General features: G+C 68.3%; 19 protein-coding genes and 1 tRNA gene. 10 read left to right on the forward strand and 10 right to left on the reverse strand.

Annotated elements, in window-relative coordinates; genetic code table 11:
- The first annotated feature begins 33 nt into the window (after positions 1 to 33).
- From PKE75_RS12750 to grpE, 5 genes are all read left to right on the forward strand, one after another.
- The gene (locus PKE75_RS12750; protein ID WP_271169102.1) at positions 34 to 258 is read left to right on the forward strand and encodes a hypothetical protein; all 225 of its coding nucleotides are present in this window, start codon (positions 34 to 36) and stop codon (positions 256 to 258) included.
- Between the two features lie 64 nt (positions 259 to 322).
- The gene (gene atpD / locus PKE75_RS12755; protein WP_271169103.1) at positions 323 to 1738 is read left to right on the forward strand and encodes a F0F1 ATP synthase subunit beta; all 1416 of its coding nucleotides are present in this window, start codon (positions 323 to 325) and stop codon (positions 1736 to 1738) included.
- 68 nt (positions 1739 to 1806) lie between these two features.
- Positions 1807 to 2052 (forward strand): hypothetical protein, encoded by a 246-nt coding sequence (locus PKE75_RS12760; protein WP_271169104.1) that lies wholly within the window; start codon positions 1807 to 1809, stop codon positions 2050 to 2052.
- 13 nt (positions 2053 to 2065) lie between these two features.
- Positions 2066 to 2467 carry a F0F1 ATP synthase subunit epsilon gene (locus tag PKE75_RS12765; RefSeq protein ID WP_271169105.1) on the forward strand — a complete coding sequence of 134 codons (402 nt, stop codon included), beginning with the start codon at positions 2066 to 2068 and terminating at the stop codon, positions 2465 to 2467.
- Positions 2468 to 2579: 112 nt separating this feature from the next.
- A complete protein-coding gene (gene grpE, locus PKE75_RS12770; RefSeq protein ID WP_271169106.1) occupies positions 2580 to 3239 on the forward strand; it encodes a nucleotide exchange factor GrpE in 660 nt (219 codons plus the stop codon).
- 13 nt (positions 3240 to 3252) lie between these two features.
- Here the strand turns inward: grpE and PKE75_RS12775 are convergent, their stop codons facing one another.
- From PKE75_RS12775 to PKE75_RS12800, 6 genes are all read right to left on the reverse strand, one after another.
- Positions 3253 to 4098 (reverse strand): C40 family peptidase, encoded by an 846-nt coding sequence (locus tag PKE75_RS12775; protein ID WP_271169107.1) that lies wholly within the window; start codon positions 4096 to 4098, stop codon positions 3253 to 3255.
- A gap of 90 nt (positions 4099 to 4188) precedes the next feature.
- Positions 4189 to 5553 carry a leucyl aminopeptidase family protein gene (locus PKE75_RS12780; RefSeq protein ID WP_271169108.1) on the reverse strand — a complete coding sequence of 455 codons (1365 nt, stop codon included), beginning with the start codon at positions 5551 to 5553 and terminating at the stop codon, positions 4189 to 4191.
- Between the two features lie 98 nt (positions 5554 to 5651).
- Positions 5652 to 6296 carry a dethiobiotin synthase gene (gene bioD / locus PKE75_RS12785; protein ID WP_271169109.1) on the reverse strand — a complete coding sequence of 215 codons (645 nt, stop codon included), beginning with the start codon at positions 6294 to 6296 and terminating at the stop codon, positions 5652 to 5654.
- Positions 6293 to 7435, reverse strand: coding sequence for an 8-amino-7-oxononanoate synthase (locus PKE75_RS12790; RefSeq protein ID WP_271169110.1), 1143 nt, complete (start codon positions 7433 to 7435; stop codon positions 6293 to 6295). The genes bioD and PKE75_RS12790 overlap by 4 nt, the downstream gene beginning before the upstream one ends.
- On the reverse strand, positions 7432 to 8430 hold the full coding sequence (bioB, locus tag PKE75_RS12795; RefSeq protein ID WP_271169111.1) for a biotin synthase BioB: 999 nt from the start codon (positions 8428 to 8430) through the stop codon (positions 7432 to 7434). The genes PKE75_RS12790 and bioB overlap by 4 nt, the downstream gene beginning before the upstream one ends.
- 79 nt (positions 8431 to 8509) lie before the next feature.
- Entirely contained in the window at positions 8510 to 8959 is a 450-nt protein-coding gene (locus tag PKE75_RS12800; protein ID WP_271169112.1) for a DUF3016 domain-containing protein, read from the reverse strand.
- Between the two features lie 456 nt (positions 8960 to 9415).
- Between PKE75_RS12800 and PKE75_RS12805 the strand changes: the two genes are divergently transcribed.
- Both PKE75_RS12805 and PKE75_RS12810 read left to right on the forward strand, forming a co-directional pair.
- Entirely contained in the window at positions 9416 to 11602 is a 2187-nt protein-coding gene (locus PKE75_RS12805; RefSeq protein ID WP_271169113.1) for a TonB-dependent siderophore receptor, read from the forward strand.
- Positions 11599 to 12867: an MFS transporter gene (locus PKE75_RS12810; protein ID WP_271169114.1), complete on the forward strand. Its 1269-nt coding sequence runs from the start codon at positions 11599 to 11601 to the stop codon at positions 12865 to 12867. Before PKE75_RS12805 ends, PKE75_RS12810 begins: the two co-directional genes overlap by 4 nt.
- On the opposite strand, the gene ftsY is transcribed toward PKE75_RS12810, so the two are convergent.
- The gene (gene ftsY / locus PKE75_RS12815; RefSeq protein WP_271169115.1) at positions 12835 to 13776 is read right to left on the reverse strand and encodes a signal recognition particle-docking protein FtsY; all 942 of its coding nucleotides are present in this window, start codon (positions 13774 to 13776) and stop codon (positions 12835 to 12837) included. The genes PKE75_RS12810 and ftsY overlap by 33 nt on opposite strands.
- A gap of 17 nt (positions 13777 to 13793) precedes the next feature.
- A complete protein-coding gene (mtaB, locus tag PKE75_RS12820) occupies positions 13794 to 15032 on the reverse strand; it encodes a tRNA (N(6)-L-threonylcarbamoyladenosine(37)-C(2))-methylthiotransferase MtaB (RefSeq protein WP_271169116.1) in 1239 nt (412 codons plus the stop codon).
- A 168-nt stretch (positions 15033 to 15200) separates the two neighbouring features.
- Here mtaB and PKE75_RS12825 point away from each other — a divergent pair.
- Positions 15201 to 15290 (forward strand) — tRNA-Ser (locus tag PKE75_RS12825).
- Between the two features lie 116 nt (positions 15291 to 15406).
- On the opposite strand, the gene PKE75_RS12830 is transcribed toward PKE75_RS12825, so the two are convergent.
- The gene (locus PKE75_RS12830; protein ID WP_271169117.1) at positions 15407 to 15778 is read right to left on the reverse strand and encodes a DUF429 domain-containing protein; all 372 of its coding nucleotides are present in this window, start codon (positions 15776 to 15778) and stop codon (positions 15407 to 15409) included.
- Positions 15779 to 16373: 595 nt separating this feature from the next.
- Between PKE75_RS12830 and PKE75_RS12835 the strand changes: the two genes are divergently transcribed.
- Both PKE75_RS12835 and PKE75_RS12840 read left to right on the forward strand, forming a co-directional pair.
- Positions 16374 to 16934 (forward strand): hypothetical protein, encoded by a 561-nt coding sequence (locus tag PKE75_RS12835; RefSeq protein WP_309298812.1) that lies wholly within the window; start codon positions 16374 to 16376, stop codon positions 16932 to 16934.
- A 116-nt stretch (positions 16935 to 17050) separates the two neighbouring features.
- Positions 17051 to 17239 carry a hypothetical protein gene (locus PKE75_RS12840; RefSeq protein ID WP_271169119.1) on the forward strand — a complete coding sequence of 63 codons (189 nt, stop codon included), beginning with the start codon at positions 17051 to 17053 and terminating at the stop codon, positions 17237 to 17239.
- 44 nt (positions 17240 to 17283) lie between these two features.
- On the opposite strand, the gene PKE75_RS12845 is transcribed toward PKE75_RS12840, so the two are convergent.
- Positions 17284 to 17538, reverse strand: coding sequence for a hypothetical protein (locus PKE75_RS12845; protein WP_271169120.1), 255 nt, complete (start codon positions 17536 to 17538; stop codon positions 17284 to 17286).
- Between the last annotated feature and the right edge of the window lie 370 nt (positions 17539 to 17908).

Consider the following 17908-nt stretch of genomic DNA (forward strand, 5'->3'; position numbering starts at 1 on the left):
GCCGGACGCGACGGGCTGAACCAGGGGCCGACGATGACCGGAGAAATGGAAAGTCTGGTCCTTGAGCAGCTTCGGCGGATCAGGGCCTCTCAAGACCGTATGGAGCTCGATCTACAGGACGTGAAGATCAGGGTGTCGGCCATCGAGCAGCACCTCGGTCAGGTCCAGATACAGATCGCAGGCCTCAACGGACGAATGGACCGGTTCGACGAGCGGATCACCCGCATCGAACGCCGGCTAGATCTTGTCGACGCCTGACGGCTTCGACCACGCCAATGAGGGCGGGCGATTGTCCGCGCTGACCGACGAGGACTGAGAACACATGACCGCAAATGTCGGCCGTATCACCCAGGTCATCGGCCCCGTCGTCGACGTCCAGTTCGACGGGGAGCTCCCGGAGATCCTGAACGCGCTTGAGACCAAGAACAACGAGGCCCGCCTCGTGCTCGAGGTCGCGCAGCATCTCGGCGAGTCGACGGTCCGCGCGATCGCGATGGACTCGACGGAGGGCCTGCGCCGCGGTCAGGAGGTCAGCGACACCGGCGTTCCGATCCAGGTCCCGGTCGGCGCCGGCACGCTCGGCCGCATCATGAACGTGGTCGGCGAGCCGATCGACGAAGGCGGTCCGATCCAGAACGAGGGCCTCCGCCCGATCCATGCCCCGGCCCCCTCCTACGCCGACCAGGCGACGGAGACCGAGATCCTCGTCACCGGCATCAAGGTGGTCGACCTGCTCGCGCCTTACGCCAAGGGCGGCAAGGTCGGCCTGTTCGGCGGCGCGGGCGTCGGCAAGACCGTGCTGATCCAGGAGCTGATCAACAACGTCGCGAAGGCGCACGGCGGCTATTCGGTGTTCGCCGGCGTCGGCGAGCGCACCCGCGAGGGCAACGACCTCTACCATGAGTTCATCGAGTCCGGCGTGAACAAGCAGGGCGGCGGCGAGGGCTCCAAGTGCGCCCTGGTCTACGGCCAGATGAACGAGCCGCCCGGCGCCCGCGCCCGCGTCGCGCTCTCCGGCCTCACCGTCGCCGAGCATTTCCGCGACCAGGGCCAGGACGTGCTGTTCTTCGTCGACAACATCTTCCGCTTCACGCAGGCGGGCTCCGAAGTGTCGGCGCTGCTCGGCCGCATTCCGTCGGCGGTGGGCTATCAGCCGACGCTCGCGACCGACATGGGCGCGCTGCAGGAGCGCATCACCACCACCAACAAGGGCTCGATCACGTCCGTGCAGGCGATCTACGTGCCGGCCGACGACCTGACCGACCCGGCGCCCGCCGCCTCCTTCGCCCATCTCGACGCGACGACGGTGCTCAACCGCTCGATCGCCGAAAAGGGCATCTATCCGGCGGTGGACCCGCTCGACTCGACCTCCCGCATCCTGTCCGCGGCGATCATCGGCGACGAGCACTACAACACCGCACGACGCGTCCAGGAGACGCTGCAGCGCTACAAGTCGCTGCAGGACATCATCGCGATCCTGGGCATGGACGAGCTCTCCGAAGAGGATAAGCTGACGGTGTCGCGGGCCCGCAAGGTCGAGCGCTTCCTCAGCCAGCCGTTCCATGTCGCCGAGATCTTCACCGGCTCGCCGGGCGTGTTCGTCGATCTCGCCGACACCATCAAGGGCTTCAAGGAGCTCGTCGAAGGCAAGCACGACGCGCTTCCCGAGGCCGCCTTCTACATGGTCGGCACCATCGAGCAGGCGATCGAGAAGGCCAAGAAGCTCGCCGAGGGCTGAGCTTCGAGCCGAACTTCACGGCCGCGCAGCCGCGCGGTCGTCATGCGCGTGACAGAGTGACGACCGGCATGAACGCCAAGATCCTGCTTCTCGTCATCGGACTGGTCGTCGGCGGCCTCGCCGGCTGGCTCACCCGGCCGCAGGCCGCCGAGATCAGCATTCTCGGCATGAAGGTCGAGGTTCAGGGCGACAAGGCGGCGGCTCCGGGCGACGACACGATGACGACGGGCCAGACCCAGCACGTCGCGATCTTCGCGGCCGTCGGCGCGCTGCTCGGCTTTGGCATCGGGTTCATCGCCGACCGGCGGCGTTGAGGAGAATTATTCGATGGACAGCTTTCCCTTCGAACTCGTCTCGCCCGAGAAGCTGCTGATCTCCGAGGACGTCGAACACGTCGTCGTGCCAGGCAGCGAGGGCGAATTCGGGGTGCTGGCGCATCACGCGCCGCTGATGTCCACGCTGAAGCCGGGCGTGGTGAAGGTCTACAAGACCGACGGCTCCGAGCCCAAGCGGCTGTTCGTCCGCGGCGGCTTCGCGGACGTCAATCCGAAGGGCCTCACCATCCTCGCCGACGAGGCGATCCCGATGGAGGAGTTCGACGCCGCCAGGCTCGACGCCGCCATCAAGGCCGCCGAAGAGCATCTGTCCGAGGCGAAGGGCGAGGCGCTGAAGCGCAAGGCCGAGCTCGACCTCAACCAGCTCAGGGAACTGCGCGCCGCGGCGTTCTGACGTCGCGCACGCCGAACCGCGGGTTCCGGCCGCCCGCGACGCTTGATTTTCGGCGCGGCGCGCCTGATATCCGACGCCTCACCGAAACTCGAACGACCAGGAGAGGCCCGCCATGTCGGACCCCAATCCGCAAGACGCGGCGACCCCGGACGAGCTGAAGACGTCCGAGACCGATGAGCAGCGCGCCGACGGAACGGTCGAGCGCGAGGTCGCCGACGAGCCGTCGACCGGCGGCCAGCGCGTCGCAGAGCTCGAGGCGGCCGTCGCCGACCTTCGCGATCGCCTGCTGCGGTCCCACGCCGAGATGGAGAACCTTCGCCGCCGCACCGAGCGCGAAGTCGTCGACGCCAAGCGCTACGCCGTCTCGTCCTTCGCGCGCGATCTGCTCGGCGTCGCCGACAACCTCCGCCGCGCGCTCGACGCCGCGGCCGCCGCCACACCCGGCGCCGAGGCGTCGGAGGCCGTCGCCGATCCGGTCTTCGCGGCTCTCGTCGAGGGCGTGGAGCTGACCGAGCGCGAGCTCGGGAAAGGGCTCGAGAAGCACGGCGTCCGGAAGCTCGACCCCAAGGGCAAGCCGTTCGACCCGCATCACCACGAGGCGGTGTTCGAAGCGCCGGACCCGAGCGTTCCGGCCGGCACGGTGGTGCAGGTGATGCAGGACGGCTACGTCATCGGCGACCGCATCCTACGACCGGCGATGGTCGCCGTCGCTCGCGGCGGTCCGAAGGCCGACGCCGCGCCCGAGGCTCCGGGGCTCGACCGCACGGTCTGAAGCGCGCGCAGGATCAATCCAGCCGTCGGACGCTCGTGATCTCGTCGCCCGCCTCGCGGATGCGGGCGACCGCGGCCTCGAAGCCTTCGATCGCCACCGCCATCGCATGGGCGTTGGCGTGGATGATGGTGGCCTCGTCGCGGACCAGGGCGACGTGGCCCTTCCAGAACACCATGTCGCCGCGCCGGGCGTCGCCCGGCGCGATCGGGTTTCCGAGCGCGGCCTCCTGCATGTCGGAATCGCGCGGAGCGGCCAGGCCGCAGGCGGCGAGCGACATCTGCACCAGCGCCGAGCAATCGAGGCCGAGACTGGTGCGGCCGCCCCACAGATAGGGCGCGCCGATGAACCGTTCGGCGACTGAGACCGCGTCGGCCTCGTATGTTCCGAGCGGCTCGAGGTGCGACAGCACGGCGTAGGCGCCGGTGTCGAGCTCCGCGAAGCGGCCGTCGACGTCGAGCACGGCGACCTGCGCGTTCATCGACAGCGCGTCGACCGGCGGAACCTTGATCGAGGGCGAGGGGAACAGCAGCGTCCGGAGCGCCGAGACGCGGTGCGTGCGGCCCGGTCCCAGCTTGGCGCTCAGCGCCGCGGAGGGCAGGTAGCCGACATAGTCGTCGGTTGTGAGCTGGCCCCAGGCCCAGCCCTCGAGCTCGTCGTAGACCACGACCTCCTCGCCGAACAGCGCCTCGGTCTCCAGCGGCGAGTCGGAGCGGGGCGCCCGCCGGATGCCGACATGGCCGACCGCGACCCGCCGCCGTTCGCCCTCAACGAAGCGCAGCGCCTCGACCTCGCCGCGAAGATGCGCGGCCGCGACGTCGGGCCGGGCCGGGGTGATACGGCGGTCGAGGGGATCTGGCATCGGCGCAAATCTAGCCATGAAAAGCGAATGAGAGGTTGCGAAAACCGGGCCGCCCGCCCCCTTCCCTCAAAGGGTGAGCGAGCCGACGGCTCACCGCCGGTAGCGCTCCTCCAGCAGCGCCGCGAGCGCTCGCGCGCCCTGCACCTCGCCGCCGAACGGCCGGCCGGGCTGGGCTGACGGGTTCCACGCGAAGATGTCGAGATGAGCCCAACTCCTCGCCTTGTCGACGAAGCGGCGGAGGAACAGCGCCGCCGTGATCGACCCGGCGAACGGGCCGCCCGAGATGTGGTTCACGTCCGCGATCTTGGACGCCAGCAGGTCGTCGTAAGGGGTCCAGAGCGGCAGGCGCCAGAGCGGATCGTGCTCGGCCTTGGCGTGGCGCAGCAGATCTGCGGCGAAGGCGTCGTCGTCGGTGTAGAGCGGCGGCAGATCGGGTCCGAGAGCGACGCGGGCGGCGCCGGTCAAGGTCGCGGCGTCGACCATGATCTCCGGCGCCTCCTCGTCGCCGAGCGCCAGCGCGTCGGCGAGCACCAGTCGACCCTCCGCGTCGGTGTTGCCGATCTCGACGTTGAGGCCCTTGCGGCTCGGGATGACGTCGCCCGGGCGGAAGGCGTTTCCGGAGATCGAGTTCTCGACCGCGCCGATGATGAGGCGCAGCCGCACCGGAAGCTTCGCGCCCATCACCATGGCGGCGAGCGCGATCATCGAGGCCGCGCCGCCCATGTCCTTCTTCATCAAGAGCATGCCGGCGTCCGGCTTGATGTTGAGGCCGCCGGTGTCGAAGGCGACGCCCTTGCCGACCAGCGTCACCTTGGGGTGGCCGGGGTCGCCCCAGACGAGATCGACGATCCGCGGGGCGCGCGTGGAGGCGCGGCCGACGGCGTGGACCAGCGGGAAGTTCTGAGACAGCAGGTCGTCGCCGACGACGGAGGTCACCGCCGCGCCATGCGCCTGGGCGAGCGCCCGCACCGCATCCTCGATCTCCTGCGGCCCGAGGTCGTTCGCCGGCGTGTTGACGAGGTCGCGGCCGAGGGTGACGGCGCTGATCGTGCGGGCGAGGCCTGCGGCGTCGACGTCATCGGGCAGGGCGATGGCGACGTCGGCCGCGTCCGGCTTGCGGTAGCGCCGGTAGGAATAGGAGCCGAGCGCGAAGGCCATGGCCGCCAGCCTGTGGTCGCCGACCGCGCCCTCGAAGCGGTAGGCGCCGTCCGGCAGCGCGCCGGCGAGCTTGCCCGCGAGGAACGGGTTCTTGGCCTTGGCGTCGTCATTCTCGACGCCGAAGACCACGCCCTTCAGCGCGCCGTCGGCGCCGGGAATAAGCAGGGTCTTGCCCGCGCCGAGTTCGAATCCGCTCGCCTTGGCCCATGCCTGAGCCTCTTGCGGGAGGGCGCCGCCCGCGGGCGCGAACCAGACCGGCTTCGAGGGCGCGGAGCTTTCGGCGAACACAGGCGACATTGCAGGCCTCATGGCGTTTCAGGCGGTGGACGTCATCGCACGTTTTGCGGCGGGCGGCTTGGCTTTGAGAGAGCATGCGTCTGCAAGCGCGCCCCGGCTCACACCCGCGCCGTCTTCCCAAAATCCCCGATCGCAAATCCCGTCGCGAACGCCGCGGCGAGGCTCTCGGGCGTCAGCGGATCGAGAGGCGGGAGGCGGCCGAGGATGCGGGCGCCGGAGAAGCCGGCGATGGCGCGGGCGTTCTCGGGGTGCTCCTCGCCGACGAAGGCGACGCCGAGCGTCGGGATGTTCCGCGCCTTCAGCGCCGCGAGCGACAGCAGCGTGTGGTTGATCGTGCCGAGCCCGGTTCGGGCGACCAGCACGACCGGCAGGCCCCAGCGCGCGAAGACGTCGATCGTGAGCGTCTTCCTGTCGAGCGGCACCAGCAGGCCGCCGGCGCCCTCGATCACCAGCGGGCCGTCGACCTGCGGAGGCGTGAGCGCAAAGGGGTCGATCGCCACGCCGTCGAGCTCGGCTGCGAGATGCGGCGAAGCCGGCGTGTTCAGCCGCCAGCGTTCCGGCAGCGCGCGTCCCGGCGACAAGGGCGCGAGGCGGGCGACGATCTCCGTGTCCGTCTGTTCGTCGAGGCCGGCCTGCACCGGCTTCCAGTAGAACGCGCCGAGCGCGCCCGCGAGGGCCGCCGAAAACACCGTCTTGCCGATTCCGGTGTCGGTCCCCGTCACCACGATGCGCGGAAAGCTCACGCGGCGGCCTCGCTCAACCCCTCCCCGATCTCGTCGATCAGGGCGGCGACGGTCGGCTCGTCCACGTTCAGCGTGAGCGAGATCCTGAGCCGCGCCGTGCCTTCCGGCACGGTCGGCGGGCGGATGGGGCGGCAGTCGAAGCCGGCCGCCTGCAGGCGGCCCGCCATTTCGGCCGCGCGGGCGTTGAGGCCGAGGATCACGGGCTGGATCTGCGAGCCGGAGACCGCGACGCCGAGCCGCTCCAGCCGTCCGCCCGCAAAAGCGACCAGCGCCGCCAGCGCCGCCCGGCGTTCGGGCTCGTCCTCGACGATCCGAAGCGCTTCGCGGACGGCGCTCGCGACCAGAGGCGACGGGGCGGTCGCGTAGATGAAGGCGCGGGCGCGGTTGACCAGCGTCTCGATCACCGGCGCAGGCGCCGTGACGATCGCGCCGGAGCAGCCGAGCGCCTTGCCGCAGGTGTGGGTTGAGATCAGCGCCTCCCGGCCCTCGTAGGCCGCGCCGAGGCCCCGGCCGCCCGCGCCATAGACGCCGGTGGCGTGCGCCTCGTCGAGCATCAGGAACCCGCCATTGTCTTCGGCGAGCGCAAGCAGGTCCGCGATCGGCGCGCGGTCGCCATCCATCGAATAGAGGCTCTCCGCCACGAGGAACGGCGCGCCACGCCCGCCCCGCGCGCGCCACGCGGCGACGGCGTCGGCGGCCGCTTCGGCGTCGTTGTGAGGGATGGAGACGATCTCGGCCTTGGAGTCCCTCAACCCGTCATGGACGCTGGCGTGGATCAGGGCGTCGTGGACGACGAGGTCGCCGCGCTGCGGGAGCGTCGCGACCAGCGCGACGTTTGCGGCGTAGCCCGAGCCGAAGAACAGCGCGCGTCCGGCTCCGAAGAAGGCCGCCGCCTCAGCTTCCAGCGCCTCGTGCTCGGGATGATTGCCGCGCAGCAGCCGCGAGCCCGCGGCGCCCACGGGCACGCCGCGCGCGACGGCGTCGCTGACGGCGCGTCCCAGGCGCGGGCAGGCGCTCAAGGCCAGATAGTCGTTGGAGGCGAAGTCGTGGCCCGCCCGGGGGATCAGCCGCCGCCGCCTGCTCTTGCGTTCGAGGCCCTCGAGCGCCGTGGTGAAGCGCGCGAGCCTCTCCGCCGTCATGATGCGGAGTCCAGCTCCTCCGGCTGGATCCCGAGCCGGCGGAGCAGGTTTCCGTCGTGGTCCTCGCCGGGGTTGTCGGCGGTGAGCAGCGTCTCGCCGACGAAGATAGAGTTCACGCCGGCGAGGAAGCACAGCGCCTGGGTCTCGTCGGACATCTCGGTGCGGCCGGCGGCGAGGCGCACATGGCTTTCCGGCATCATGATGCGGGCGAGCGCGATGGTGCGGACGAAGTCGAGCGCGTCGATCGGCTCCGCGTTCTCGAGCTTGGTGCCAGGGATCGGGATCAGCATGTTGACCGGCACGCTCTCCGGCGCCTCGTCCATGTTGGCGAGGGTGACGAGCATGTCGACGCGGTCGTCGATCGTCTCGCCCATGCCCAGAATGCCGCCGGCGCAGACCTTCATGCCGGCCGAGCGCACGTTGTCCAGCGTCTCGAGCCGGTCGGCGAAGGTGCGGGTCGTGATGATCTCGGAGTAGTAGCGCTCGGAGGTGTCGAGGTTGTGGTTGTAGTAGTCGAGGCCGGCGTCCTTGAGCGTCAGCGCCTGCTGGGGGGTCAGCATGCCGAGCGTCATGCAGGTCTCCATCCCCATCGCCTTCACGCCCTCGACCATGGCGACCACCATGTCCATGTCGCGATCCTTGGGGGATCGCCAGGCGGCGCCCATGCAGTAGCGCGTGGCGCCGCCGTCCTTGGCCTTCTGCGCCTCGGCGAGCACCCGCTCCACCTCCATCAGCTTGGAGGCCTTCATCTTCTCGCCGGGCATGCGGGCGGACTGGCTGCAATAGCCGCAGTCCTCGGCGCAGCCGCCGGTCTTGATCGACAGCAGCTTCGACATCTGGACGCGGTTCGGATCGAAGTTCCGTCGGTGGACGGTCTGCGCCTCGAACATCAGGTCGGCGAAGGGCAGGTCGTACAGCCTGCGGGCCTCGGCGCGGGTCCAGAGCGTCCGGAAGGGCGCGCGGCCCGCGACGTGAGCCAGATCGATCAAAGCCATCGCCGCTCGCTCGTGACGTTGCCGGGAAGCGTCATCGCATACACGGAATGCGCTGCGCTGCAAACTTGGCCGAAAGGCGTCAGCGGCGTTCCGGCTTGAGCTTCACCAGCCGGTCGCCCGAGCTTCGCGCGGAGATGTTCGAGAGGTAGTCGATGTCCGTCACCGTCTCCTCGCCGCGGGCGAGCGTGCGGCCGCGCTCGGTGACGGCGTAGCGCAGTTTGACCCGCGGCGGCGTCACGTCGCGGAGCACGCGGACGTCGTCGAAGCCCGGCCGCCACGGTTCGAAGCGGCCTGCGGGGTCGATCTCGACAAGCTCGATCGAGGCGGAGCGTCCCTTCGGCAGCATGCGTGCGCCCGTGCGTTCGAGATAACGGGCGAGCTCCCGGAAGATCGAGTCGCGCTCCGCGGCGCTGCGGAAGCTCCAGCTGGAGACGTAGGGGCCGGGCTCCGCCCGAACGGCGACCTCCGCCGAAGCGAGCGACGGAGCGCCGGCGAGGGCTGCGGCGAAGAGCAGAACGCGGACGCGCATGACGACCTCCTTGCAGGCGGCAAGAGCTTGATCTGGCTACGCAACGGCCATGCCGCAACACACGGGACGCGGGGTGTTGCGTTACGGTGACGGCCGTCTGGAACGACCGCGACCCCCTATTCGCCGCCGCGATGACTTGCGCGCCTTCAACAAACAAGCCCCGCATATGTGGCGGCGGGACGCGGTAAAGTCGACGTCAAAGCGAGCAGACGCCCGATTTCTGGCGGCTACAGCCGGGCCATGTCCGAGATCGGTCATATAGATTGGAATTCGACGCCGCGTCGTCTCAGTCTCCGGGGCGGAGACTGAGCTTTATATTTCCGCCAACTGACCGCTCCATCATAGAATAATTATAAGTTATAATTATTCTATTTAAAGACGCAGACAATGTAGTTGATCGTGGGATTGTGGGCCTTTTAAGCGGTGGGAGACATAAAAATCTTCCGGGGCCCGACCATGACCAGACCGCTTCTCGCACTTTCGACGGCCGCCGCCCTGGCGGCGGCCACCGGCGGAGCGGCGGCCCAGCAGGCGGCGACGCCGCTCGAGGAGATCACCGTCCAGGGCCAGGGCGCCGGGACCGGACAGACGGACGGCGCGCCGGGCGTCGCGACCAACGACGGCTACGTCGCCAAGACCACGCGCTCGGCGACCAAGACCGACATGCCGGTCAACGAAACGCCGGCGACGATCAACACGGTCACGCAGCAGCAGCTCCAGGACCGCCGCCCGCAGACGCTTGAAGACGCCCTCGCCTATACGCCTGGCGCACGCGTCGGCGCCTACGGCTTCAACCCGCGCTTCGACAGCTTCTTCATCCGCGGCGTCGACGTGACCTACACCGGCGTGTTCCGCGATGGGCTTCGTCAGTACAGCAGCCCGAGCGGCATGTTCCGCCTGGAGCCGTACGGGGTGGAGTCGATCTCCATCCTGAAGGGCGGCGCCTCGGCGATCTACGGCGCCAGTTCCTCGGTCGGCATCATCGACGTGATTTCGAAGCGGCCGACCGACTACAAGTTCGGCGAGGTCGAGGTCCAGGGCGGCTCGTTCGACCGTAAGCAGCTGAGCTTCGACCTCGGCGGCCCGGTGAACGAGCAGGGCACGGTGACCTATCGCCTGACCGGCCTCGCCCGCGACGCCGACACAGACATGCCGGGCGTTCCGGACAACCGCGTGTTCATCGCGCCGGCCGTCACCTTCAAGCCCAGCGACGACACCAAGATCACGGTGCTCGGCGAATATATGGACTCGAAGACCGGCGGGTCGATGTTCCAGAAGAACAGCTCCGTCGATCTGACCGACAAGTACGGCAACGTCATCAAGGACGCGAACGGCGACCCCGTGACGGGCAGCGGCGGCGCCGAAAAAGGCATCGAATACGATCCGGACTACAACGGCTTCACGCAGAAGCAGTGGCGGGCCGGCTACGAGTTCGAGCACGATTTCAGTGACGCGGTGTCGCTCCACCAGAACTTCCGCTGGTCGGGCATCTCGACGAACGAGCGCTTCGGCGACGCCGACAAGACGTATCGCGGCCAGGTGAAGGAGACCTTCAGCTCGGTCGCCGCCGACACCTATTTGAAGACGAAACTTCAGACCGGACCGGTCGGTCATACGGTTCTGACCGGCGTCGACTTCGGCCACCTCAAATACGACTCCCGGATCGCCTATGGCGGAACCACGGGCAATCCGGATCTGCCCAATCCCACCAAGCAACATCAGACGCTCTGGGGCGTGTATGCGCAGGACGAGATCAGGCTCGACGCCTGGCGGCTGCTTCTCTCAGGCCGCCACGACTGGCTCGACAGCAAGTACTACGTGCCGTCGTCGGGCAAACCCTTCAATCCGGACGAAACCCCGAATCCGTACTACGTGCCATCCTCCACTTCCAAGCAGAACAAGGGCGCGTGGACCGGCCGCGCGGGCCTGAGCTACGTCACGCCGTTCGGACTCACGCCATATGTCAGCTACGGCACGTCGTTCAACGCGAATTCCGGCACCGTCATAAACGACGGCAGCGTCGCGAAGCCGACCAAGGGCGAGCAGGCCGAAGCCGGCGTCAAATACGCCGTGCCGGGATACAACGCCTCCATCGACGCCTCGGTGTTCTGGCTGAAGCAAACCGACGGCATCATCTACGCCGTCGACTCCCACGGCGTTAATCAGCAGAAGCAACTCGACTTCCGGTCGCGCGGCTTCGAGATCGAGGCGGTCGGCTCGCTCGACAACGGCGTCTCCTTCCAGGCCTCGTACAGCTACACCGACACCAAGATCCTGAAGCTCTCGGACGTCACCGAGGGCAATCAGGTCAACAGCATCCCGAAGCACGCCTTCGCGATCTGGGGCAATTACGACTTCCAGTCCGCGCCCTTGCGGGGTCTCGGCGTCGGCGCCGGCGTGCGCTACACCGGCTCCAGCTTCGGCGACGATCTGAACCGGCCGATCATCAAGAACAGCCCGCGCGCCTTCGTCGACGCGAAGGTGAGCTATGAGTTCGAAAACATCGACCCGAAGCTCAAGGGCCTCCGGCTGCAGGTGAACGCCAACAACCTGCTCGACAAGGTCGAACAGGTCTGCAGCGGAAGCTATTGCTACTTCAACGAAGGCCGCAAGGTCATCGCGAGCCTGCGCTACCGCTGGTGAGCGTCAGGCGGGCGTCCGCGGAGGCGCGGGACCGAGGGCTGCCTCCGCCGGCGGCGGTCGTCATCGGCGTCGGCGGGCTCTACGTGGCGCAGAGCGTCATCGGCGGGGTGTTCTTCACCGGCCTCCCCGCCGTGATGCGCAAGAGCGGCGCTTCGCTCAACGACATCGCCTTCATTCTGATCACCGTCCTGCCCTGGTCGTTCAAGTTCGTGTGGTCGCCGCTCGTGGAGCGCTGGCGCGCGCCGCACGGGCGGCCGAAGCGGTCGCGCCCCGTCGTCGCGGCGATCGGCGCTTTCGGGGTTGGGGCGCTCGCGGCTTGCGCGTTCATCGGCCCGACGGCGCTCGCGCCGCTGGCGGTCGCGATGATGGTCGCCTCGTTCGCCTCCGCGACGGTCGACATCGCCACCGACGGCTATGCGGTGGAGAATCTCGCGGCGAAGAACCGCGGCTGGGGCAACTCCGCGCAGGTCGGGGGCGCCTATCTCGGCAACGCCATCGGCGGCGGCGTCTTCCTCATCCTCGTCGACCACCTCGGCTGGACGCCGGCGACGCTGGTGATGGCGGTCGCGCTGGTCGCGCTGGCCGTGCCGTTCCTCGCCACCCGCGAAACGGCGCCTGTGACGAGCAAGGACGCGCCGCCGCAATCCCTCGGGGCGGCCCTCAGACGCCCGGAGGTGCGCTACGGCCTGCTCCTCGTCGCAGTCTACGTGGTGGGACAGAAATGGGCGGCGCTGCTGGTCGGGCCCTTCCTGATCGACGCCGGGGTCAGCCTCTCGACGCTCGGCGTCGTCAACGGCGCCGGCGTCACCGTGAGCGGACTGATCGGAGCGTTCAGCGGCGGCTACCTGCTGCGTCGGTTCGGCGCCTATCCGATCATGCAGGCGACGCTCGCGGTCCATGTCATCGGGCTGATCGGCTTCGCTGTCTGCGCCTATCTTCAGGCGCGGTCGCCGGCCGCGATCGCCGTTCTGGTCGGGCTGCAGCTCGTCGGCGCAGCGACCTTCTCGCTCGGCGTCACGGCGCTCTATTCCGAGCTCATGGGTCGCGTCTCGCTCGCGCAGGCCGGCGTCGACTTCACCCTGTTCCAGAGCATGGACGCGATCGTCAGCGTCATCGGCTGGCAGATCACGGGCTCGTTCGGCGACAGGCTCGGCTACGGGGTCTGCTTCATGACGGCCGCTGCGCTCGGCCTAGCCGCGCTCGTCGCGCTCCCGGCGATCGGCCGACGGGGCTCAAGCCTGCGGCAGGCCGACCAGGGCGCGTGAGAAGTCCGAGGGGTCGAACGGCTCGAGATCGTCGACGCCTTCGCCCACCCCGATGAAGTGCACCGGCAGCCCGTATCTCTCGGCGACCGCGACCAGGATGCCGCCGCGCGCGGTGCCGTCGAGCTTGGTCATCACGAGCCCCGTGACGCCCGCGACCTTGCCGAAGGCCTCGACCTGGGAGACGGCGTTCTGGCCGGTGGTCGCGTCCAGCACCAGGATGCAGTCGTGCGGCGCCTCCGGGTCGAGCTTTTTAAGCACGCGCACGATCTTCTCGAGTTCGGCCATCAGCCCGGCCTTGTTCTGCAGCCGCCCTGCGGTGTCGATGATCAGCAGGTCGGCGTCCTCGTCCTTCGCGCGCCGCCAGGCCTCGTAGACCAGGCTCGCGGCGTCGGCGCCCTGCTCCTTCGATACGAAGATCGCCTCGGCGCGCCTCGCCCACACCGCGAGCTGCTCGACTGCGGCCGCCCGGAACGTGTCGCCTGCGGCGATCACGATTTTCAGCCCGGCCGTGCGGTAGCTCTCGGCGATCTTGCCGATGGTCGTGGTCTTGCCCGATCCGTTGACGCCGACGACCAGCACCACCGCCGGCCGCGCGCTCTCCGGCGGGTCGAGCGGCTTCGCCACCGGAGCGAGCACCCGCGCGACCTCCTGCGCCACGATCATGCGCACGCTCTCGCCGTCGAGCGCCTTGGCGTGCCGCGCGCGGCCGACCGCCTGCGCGATGCGCTCGGCGGTCGCGATCCCGAGATCGGCCTGGATCAGCAGATCCTCGAGCTCGTCCAGCGTCGCGGCGTCGAACTTCTCCTTGGTGAAGAGCTCGGCGATGCCGCGCGTCAGCGACGACGACGTCTTCGAGAGACCCCGCTTCAGCCGCGAGAACCAGCCGTCCTGTTCGACGATGTCGCTCATTCAGCCTTGTCCGCCCTTCACGCCGCGATCAGCATGCGGCCGTCGTGGCCCGCGATCAGAACGTCGAGGAATGCGCCTCTGGGCGCCTCCTGCGCAATCCTCACGGTCGAGAAGTCCGCCGCGCGCGCGACGCCGCGCCCCTCCGACAGCACGCTGAGCCGCCGCCCGACACGGAGCGCGAGATGGCGCGCGAGCAAATCCGCGCCGCGCTCGCGAAGCCGCGCCGCCCGGGCCTTGACGACCTCGGGGCTGACCTGCGGCATCCGGGACGCCGGCGCGTCCGGCCGGGGCGAGAACGGGAAGACGTGGGCGTAGGCCACGCCGCACGCCTCGAGCAGCGACAGCGAATTTTCGAACATCGCCTCGGTCTCGGTCGGAAAGCCGGCGATGACGTCCGCGCCGAAGGCGACGTCGGGCCGCGCCGCCCGGGCGCGTTCGCAGAACCGCACGGCGTCGGCGCGCGAGTGCCGCCGCTTCATGCGCTTCAGGATCATGTCGTCGCCGGACTGCAGCGACAGATGGAGATGCGGCATGAGGCGGTCCTCCTCTGCCAGCGCGCGCATCAGCTCCTCGTCGATCTCGACGGCGTCGAGCGAGGACAGCCGCAGGCGCGGCAGCTCTGGGATGTCGCGCAGGATTTTCCGCACGAGCGTTCCGAGAGTCGGCCGGTCGGGCAGGTCGGCGCCCCAGGCGGTGAGATCGACGCCGGTCAGCACCGCCTCCTGCGCGCCGAGCGAGACGACGCGGCGGATCTCGGCCACGACCGCCTCGACGGGGGTGGAGCGCGAACGGCCGCGGCCGAGCGGGATGACGCAGAAGGTGCAGCTGTGGTCGCAGCCGGTCTGGGCCTGCACGAAGGCGCGCGGCCGCAGGATGTCGGCCGACGCCGGGGGCGGGGCGATGTCGCGCGCCTCGCTCGCGGCGCCGACCTCGACGCGCGGGTGCGAGCGCCCTGCGTCCCACGTCTCGGCGCGCATGCGCGCCGACAGCCCGACGACGCGCGCGACCTCCGGCATGGCGGCGAAGCGCTCGGGCTCGATCTGCGCGCCGCAGCCGGTGACCGCGATCCGGGCCTCCGGCCGCTCGCGCGCCGCGCGCCTGACCGCCTGGCGCGCCTGCCGGCTGGCCTCTGCGGTGACCGCGCAGGCGTTGACGACGACGAGGTCGCGCGCCCCGCCCGCGAGCGCGAGCGCCCGCACGCTCTCGCCGTCGAGCGCGTTGAGCCGGCATCCGAAGCTGAGCACGTCCACGGTCATCCGCCGCGATATGCAGCACCCGGCCGCAAAACGCCACCGCGCGACGGACGCACCGTCCCACGTCGCCGGACCCGGACAGATCTCCTCGAGCTGTTCCGTCGCCGCCGCAGCGCTTGTGCGCGCGCGGCGCCGCGTGTATTCAGCCCCGGATCGACACGCGCTTCCCGCGGAGAGGTGCCAGAGTGGTCGATTGGGACGGTCTCGAAAACCGTTGTGCGGGCAACCGTACCGTGGGTTCGAATCCCACCCTCTCCGCCATTCCATTTTATCCATGTATCTCAATTACTTAGTCTGTCACTTGTAGACGGTTATGTTACATTGGAATGAGCGTCCAAAAGAGCATTTTCGGGCTCGCGGACGTGCCTGGTCGTCAGCTATCGGACGGCTCGCCCGACTTGGTCGGGTTCAGGTATCCAGATCGCGCTTTCGCCGTCGCCATACGGTGTCGCGCACCCCTCGAGCACCGTGGTTCCAATCCAGACGCAGACTACAGCGTCCAGCATGTCCTCGAAGGCCTTTAACCTGGCGCCGCGGTCGGCCTCTTCGACGGCTGGCAAGAGCGCCTGAACGCCGACGATCTCGCGATCGAGCAGATCGACAATCTGCGCCCATGTCTCGAGGAGCAATCGCTGCCTGTCCACCGGCGCGAGTTCAGGCCAGTAGCGGCGGACATTCTTCACCTTGTATGGGAGGCGCTTGTCAGCCCGCGCGAGTTCGACGAGAGCGGGGTGAGGGTAGACCTCCACGAGGCGACGGCCCGCTCACCGTTGTCGTCGCCAACCGATAGCCCTCTGAGATGAAGCCGGTCGCTAGGGCCTCGCCGATCGTTCCGGGGCGGACTGCGCTCGGCGTATGCGTCGAGCACCACCTGGCTCCATAGAGACGCGAGACGGCGTCGTCGGACGCCCTGCGCGCGGTGATCGGCGTGTGGGCAAGCGGCATGTCGACGGCGACAAGGTCAGGGCGCGTTCCGGCGCGCATTGCGGAAGCGTCGAGCAGGGCTCTCGCATCGACTGGTGAGCCTATCGGCCTCAGTGGTCGAGTTGGCGTAGTGCCGGTGGTCGCCACGAAGTCGACGTAGGACGGCGCGACGGCGAGCAACTCCCAGCGCCCTGCGCGTTCGGCTGCCAGCGCCACTCCGCTGGGCTGGGAGGCCGTCCAGGCGGCGTCGATGCCGAGAACTGCTCGTTCTTTCAATCAGGTCTCCACGGCCTTGTAGCCCGCTTTGACTCGGCCTATGGCGCGAGCGAAGGTAGCTCAGTGAGACGACGAATGCGTAAGCCGCAGTCAGTTCAGACCTTGACGGATTTCGGTCGCGTTCGACTGTCGAAGTCGTTCTTCATGCGCGACTTCCTGTTCTCGGACATCGCCTCGATCCACGGCTTCTCGAACATTCCCGATGATCCCGATCTCGCGATCGCAGCCGGTTCGCGGCTGTGCGAGGAGCTGCTTGAGCCGATCCAGGATGCCTTCGGACGCGTCGCGGTGCGTTCCGCCTACCGGTCGCCAGAGGTTAACGGCTTCGGGTCGGAGCAGATGCGGGCGAAGAAAGCCGGCTACAACTGCGCCTCAAACGAGAAGAACTACGCCGGCCATATCTGGGACGTGCGCGACGCCGATGGATGCATGGGGGCGACAGCCTGCATCGTGGTGCCGAACTTCTGGGACCGGTTTCAGCAGCCCGGCGACTGGCGAAAGATTGCCTGGTGGATCCACGACACGCTGCCCTACTCGAGCCTGTTCTTCTTCCCGCACTACTTCGCGTTCAACGTCACGTGGCACGAGCGCCCCGAGCGGCGGATCGATAGCTTCGTTGCGCCGAAGGGGTGCCTAACGAAGCTCGGCATGGAGAACCACGACGTCGGGCATGAGGACGAGTGGAGGGCGCCGTTCGCTCGCTGACCAGAGCGCTCTCCACCTTTGTTGCCCTGCTTCGCGATTGGCGGCCCCCTGAGAGCCACCAAGTCCTGCTTACAGGATGACGCCCGTCTGAGATCGACCGGCGCACCAAGTTAAGTATGGCGGACGAGGGCCACAGCACAGCCCCGCGCCTTGTCGTCGGCGACGCCGATGGCGCGCAACGCGTCGTAGACGGCGAAGTCGCCAACGAGAGACTGGTGAGCGATGCCGGCGGCTGCGGCGTCAATGCGATCGCGACAGCCATCGCCTTCTGGTCCGGTATGCCGACCTCGATCAGCACGTCGTAGACGTCGGTGTTGAACACGGTCATGAACCTCACCCCCGTCGGCTTTCAGTCTAGGTCTCGATAAAGCGAAGCAGGCCAGATCCGCCCGACGGCGCCGAGCACGAGCATAATCTTGGTGATGTCCGGTCCGCCAGTCAGGATGCAGGTGGCGGCGGCCGCCTTCAACAAGGCGTCCACCAGTTCGGGAAATGGTTCGCGACCGACATCGACGAGCGCGACCTCGATCTCCCGCGGCAACCCGCACACGATCCGCGCGCGCAGGTGGAAGTAAGATCCGTCGGACAAATACATCTCGCGCATCTGCGACGATCACTAAAGGTCGAATACGCACCATCGAGTGATCGAGTCGCTAATAGACGTCAAACTTATTCTGACAGTCATAACAAATAGTAAGTCATTCGTTATTATGTTTTTCGTCAATTGGCGCCTTCGTTATTTCGTTACGGCTTGGTGACCTAGTGACGTCTTTAGCCTGCAACCCGGGCCAAGCGATCTAGATGCGCAGACCAGACCGCTCCCTGCTCGGCCTCCCAGGAGCGTGCCTCCGGCGCCTGTGACCCATCAGGCGCACCGCCGAACGATCCGCTCCGCGGGTCGCCGCGAGGTGTTCCGCTTTACCCCTCCGCTATCTAGGCTTGCACCTGCACGAGAGACTGCTTCGGGGAAGGCG

The sequence above is a fragment of the Hansschlegelia plantiphila genome (assembly GCF_027922265.1).
Taxonomy (GTDB): domain Bacteria; phylum Pseudomonadota; class Alphaproteobacteria; order Rhizobiales; family Methylopilaceae; genus Methylopila; species Methylopila plantiphila.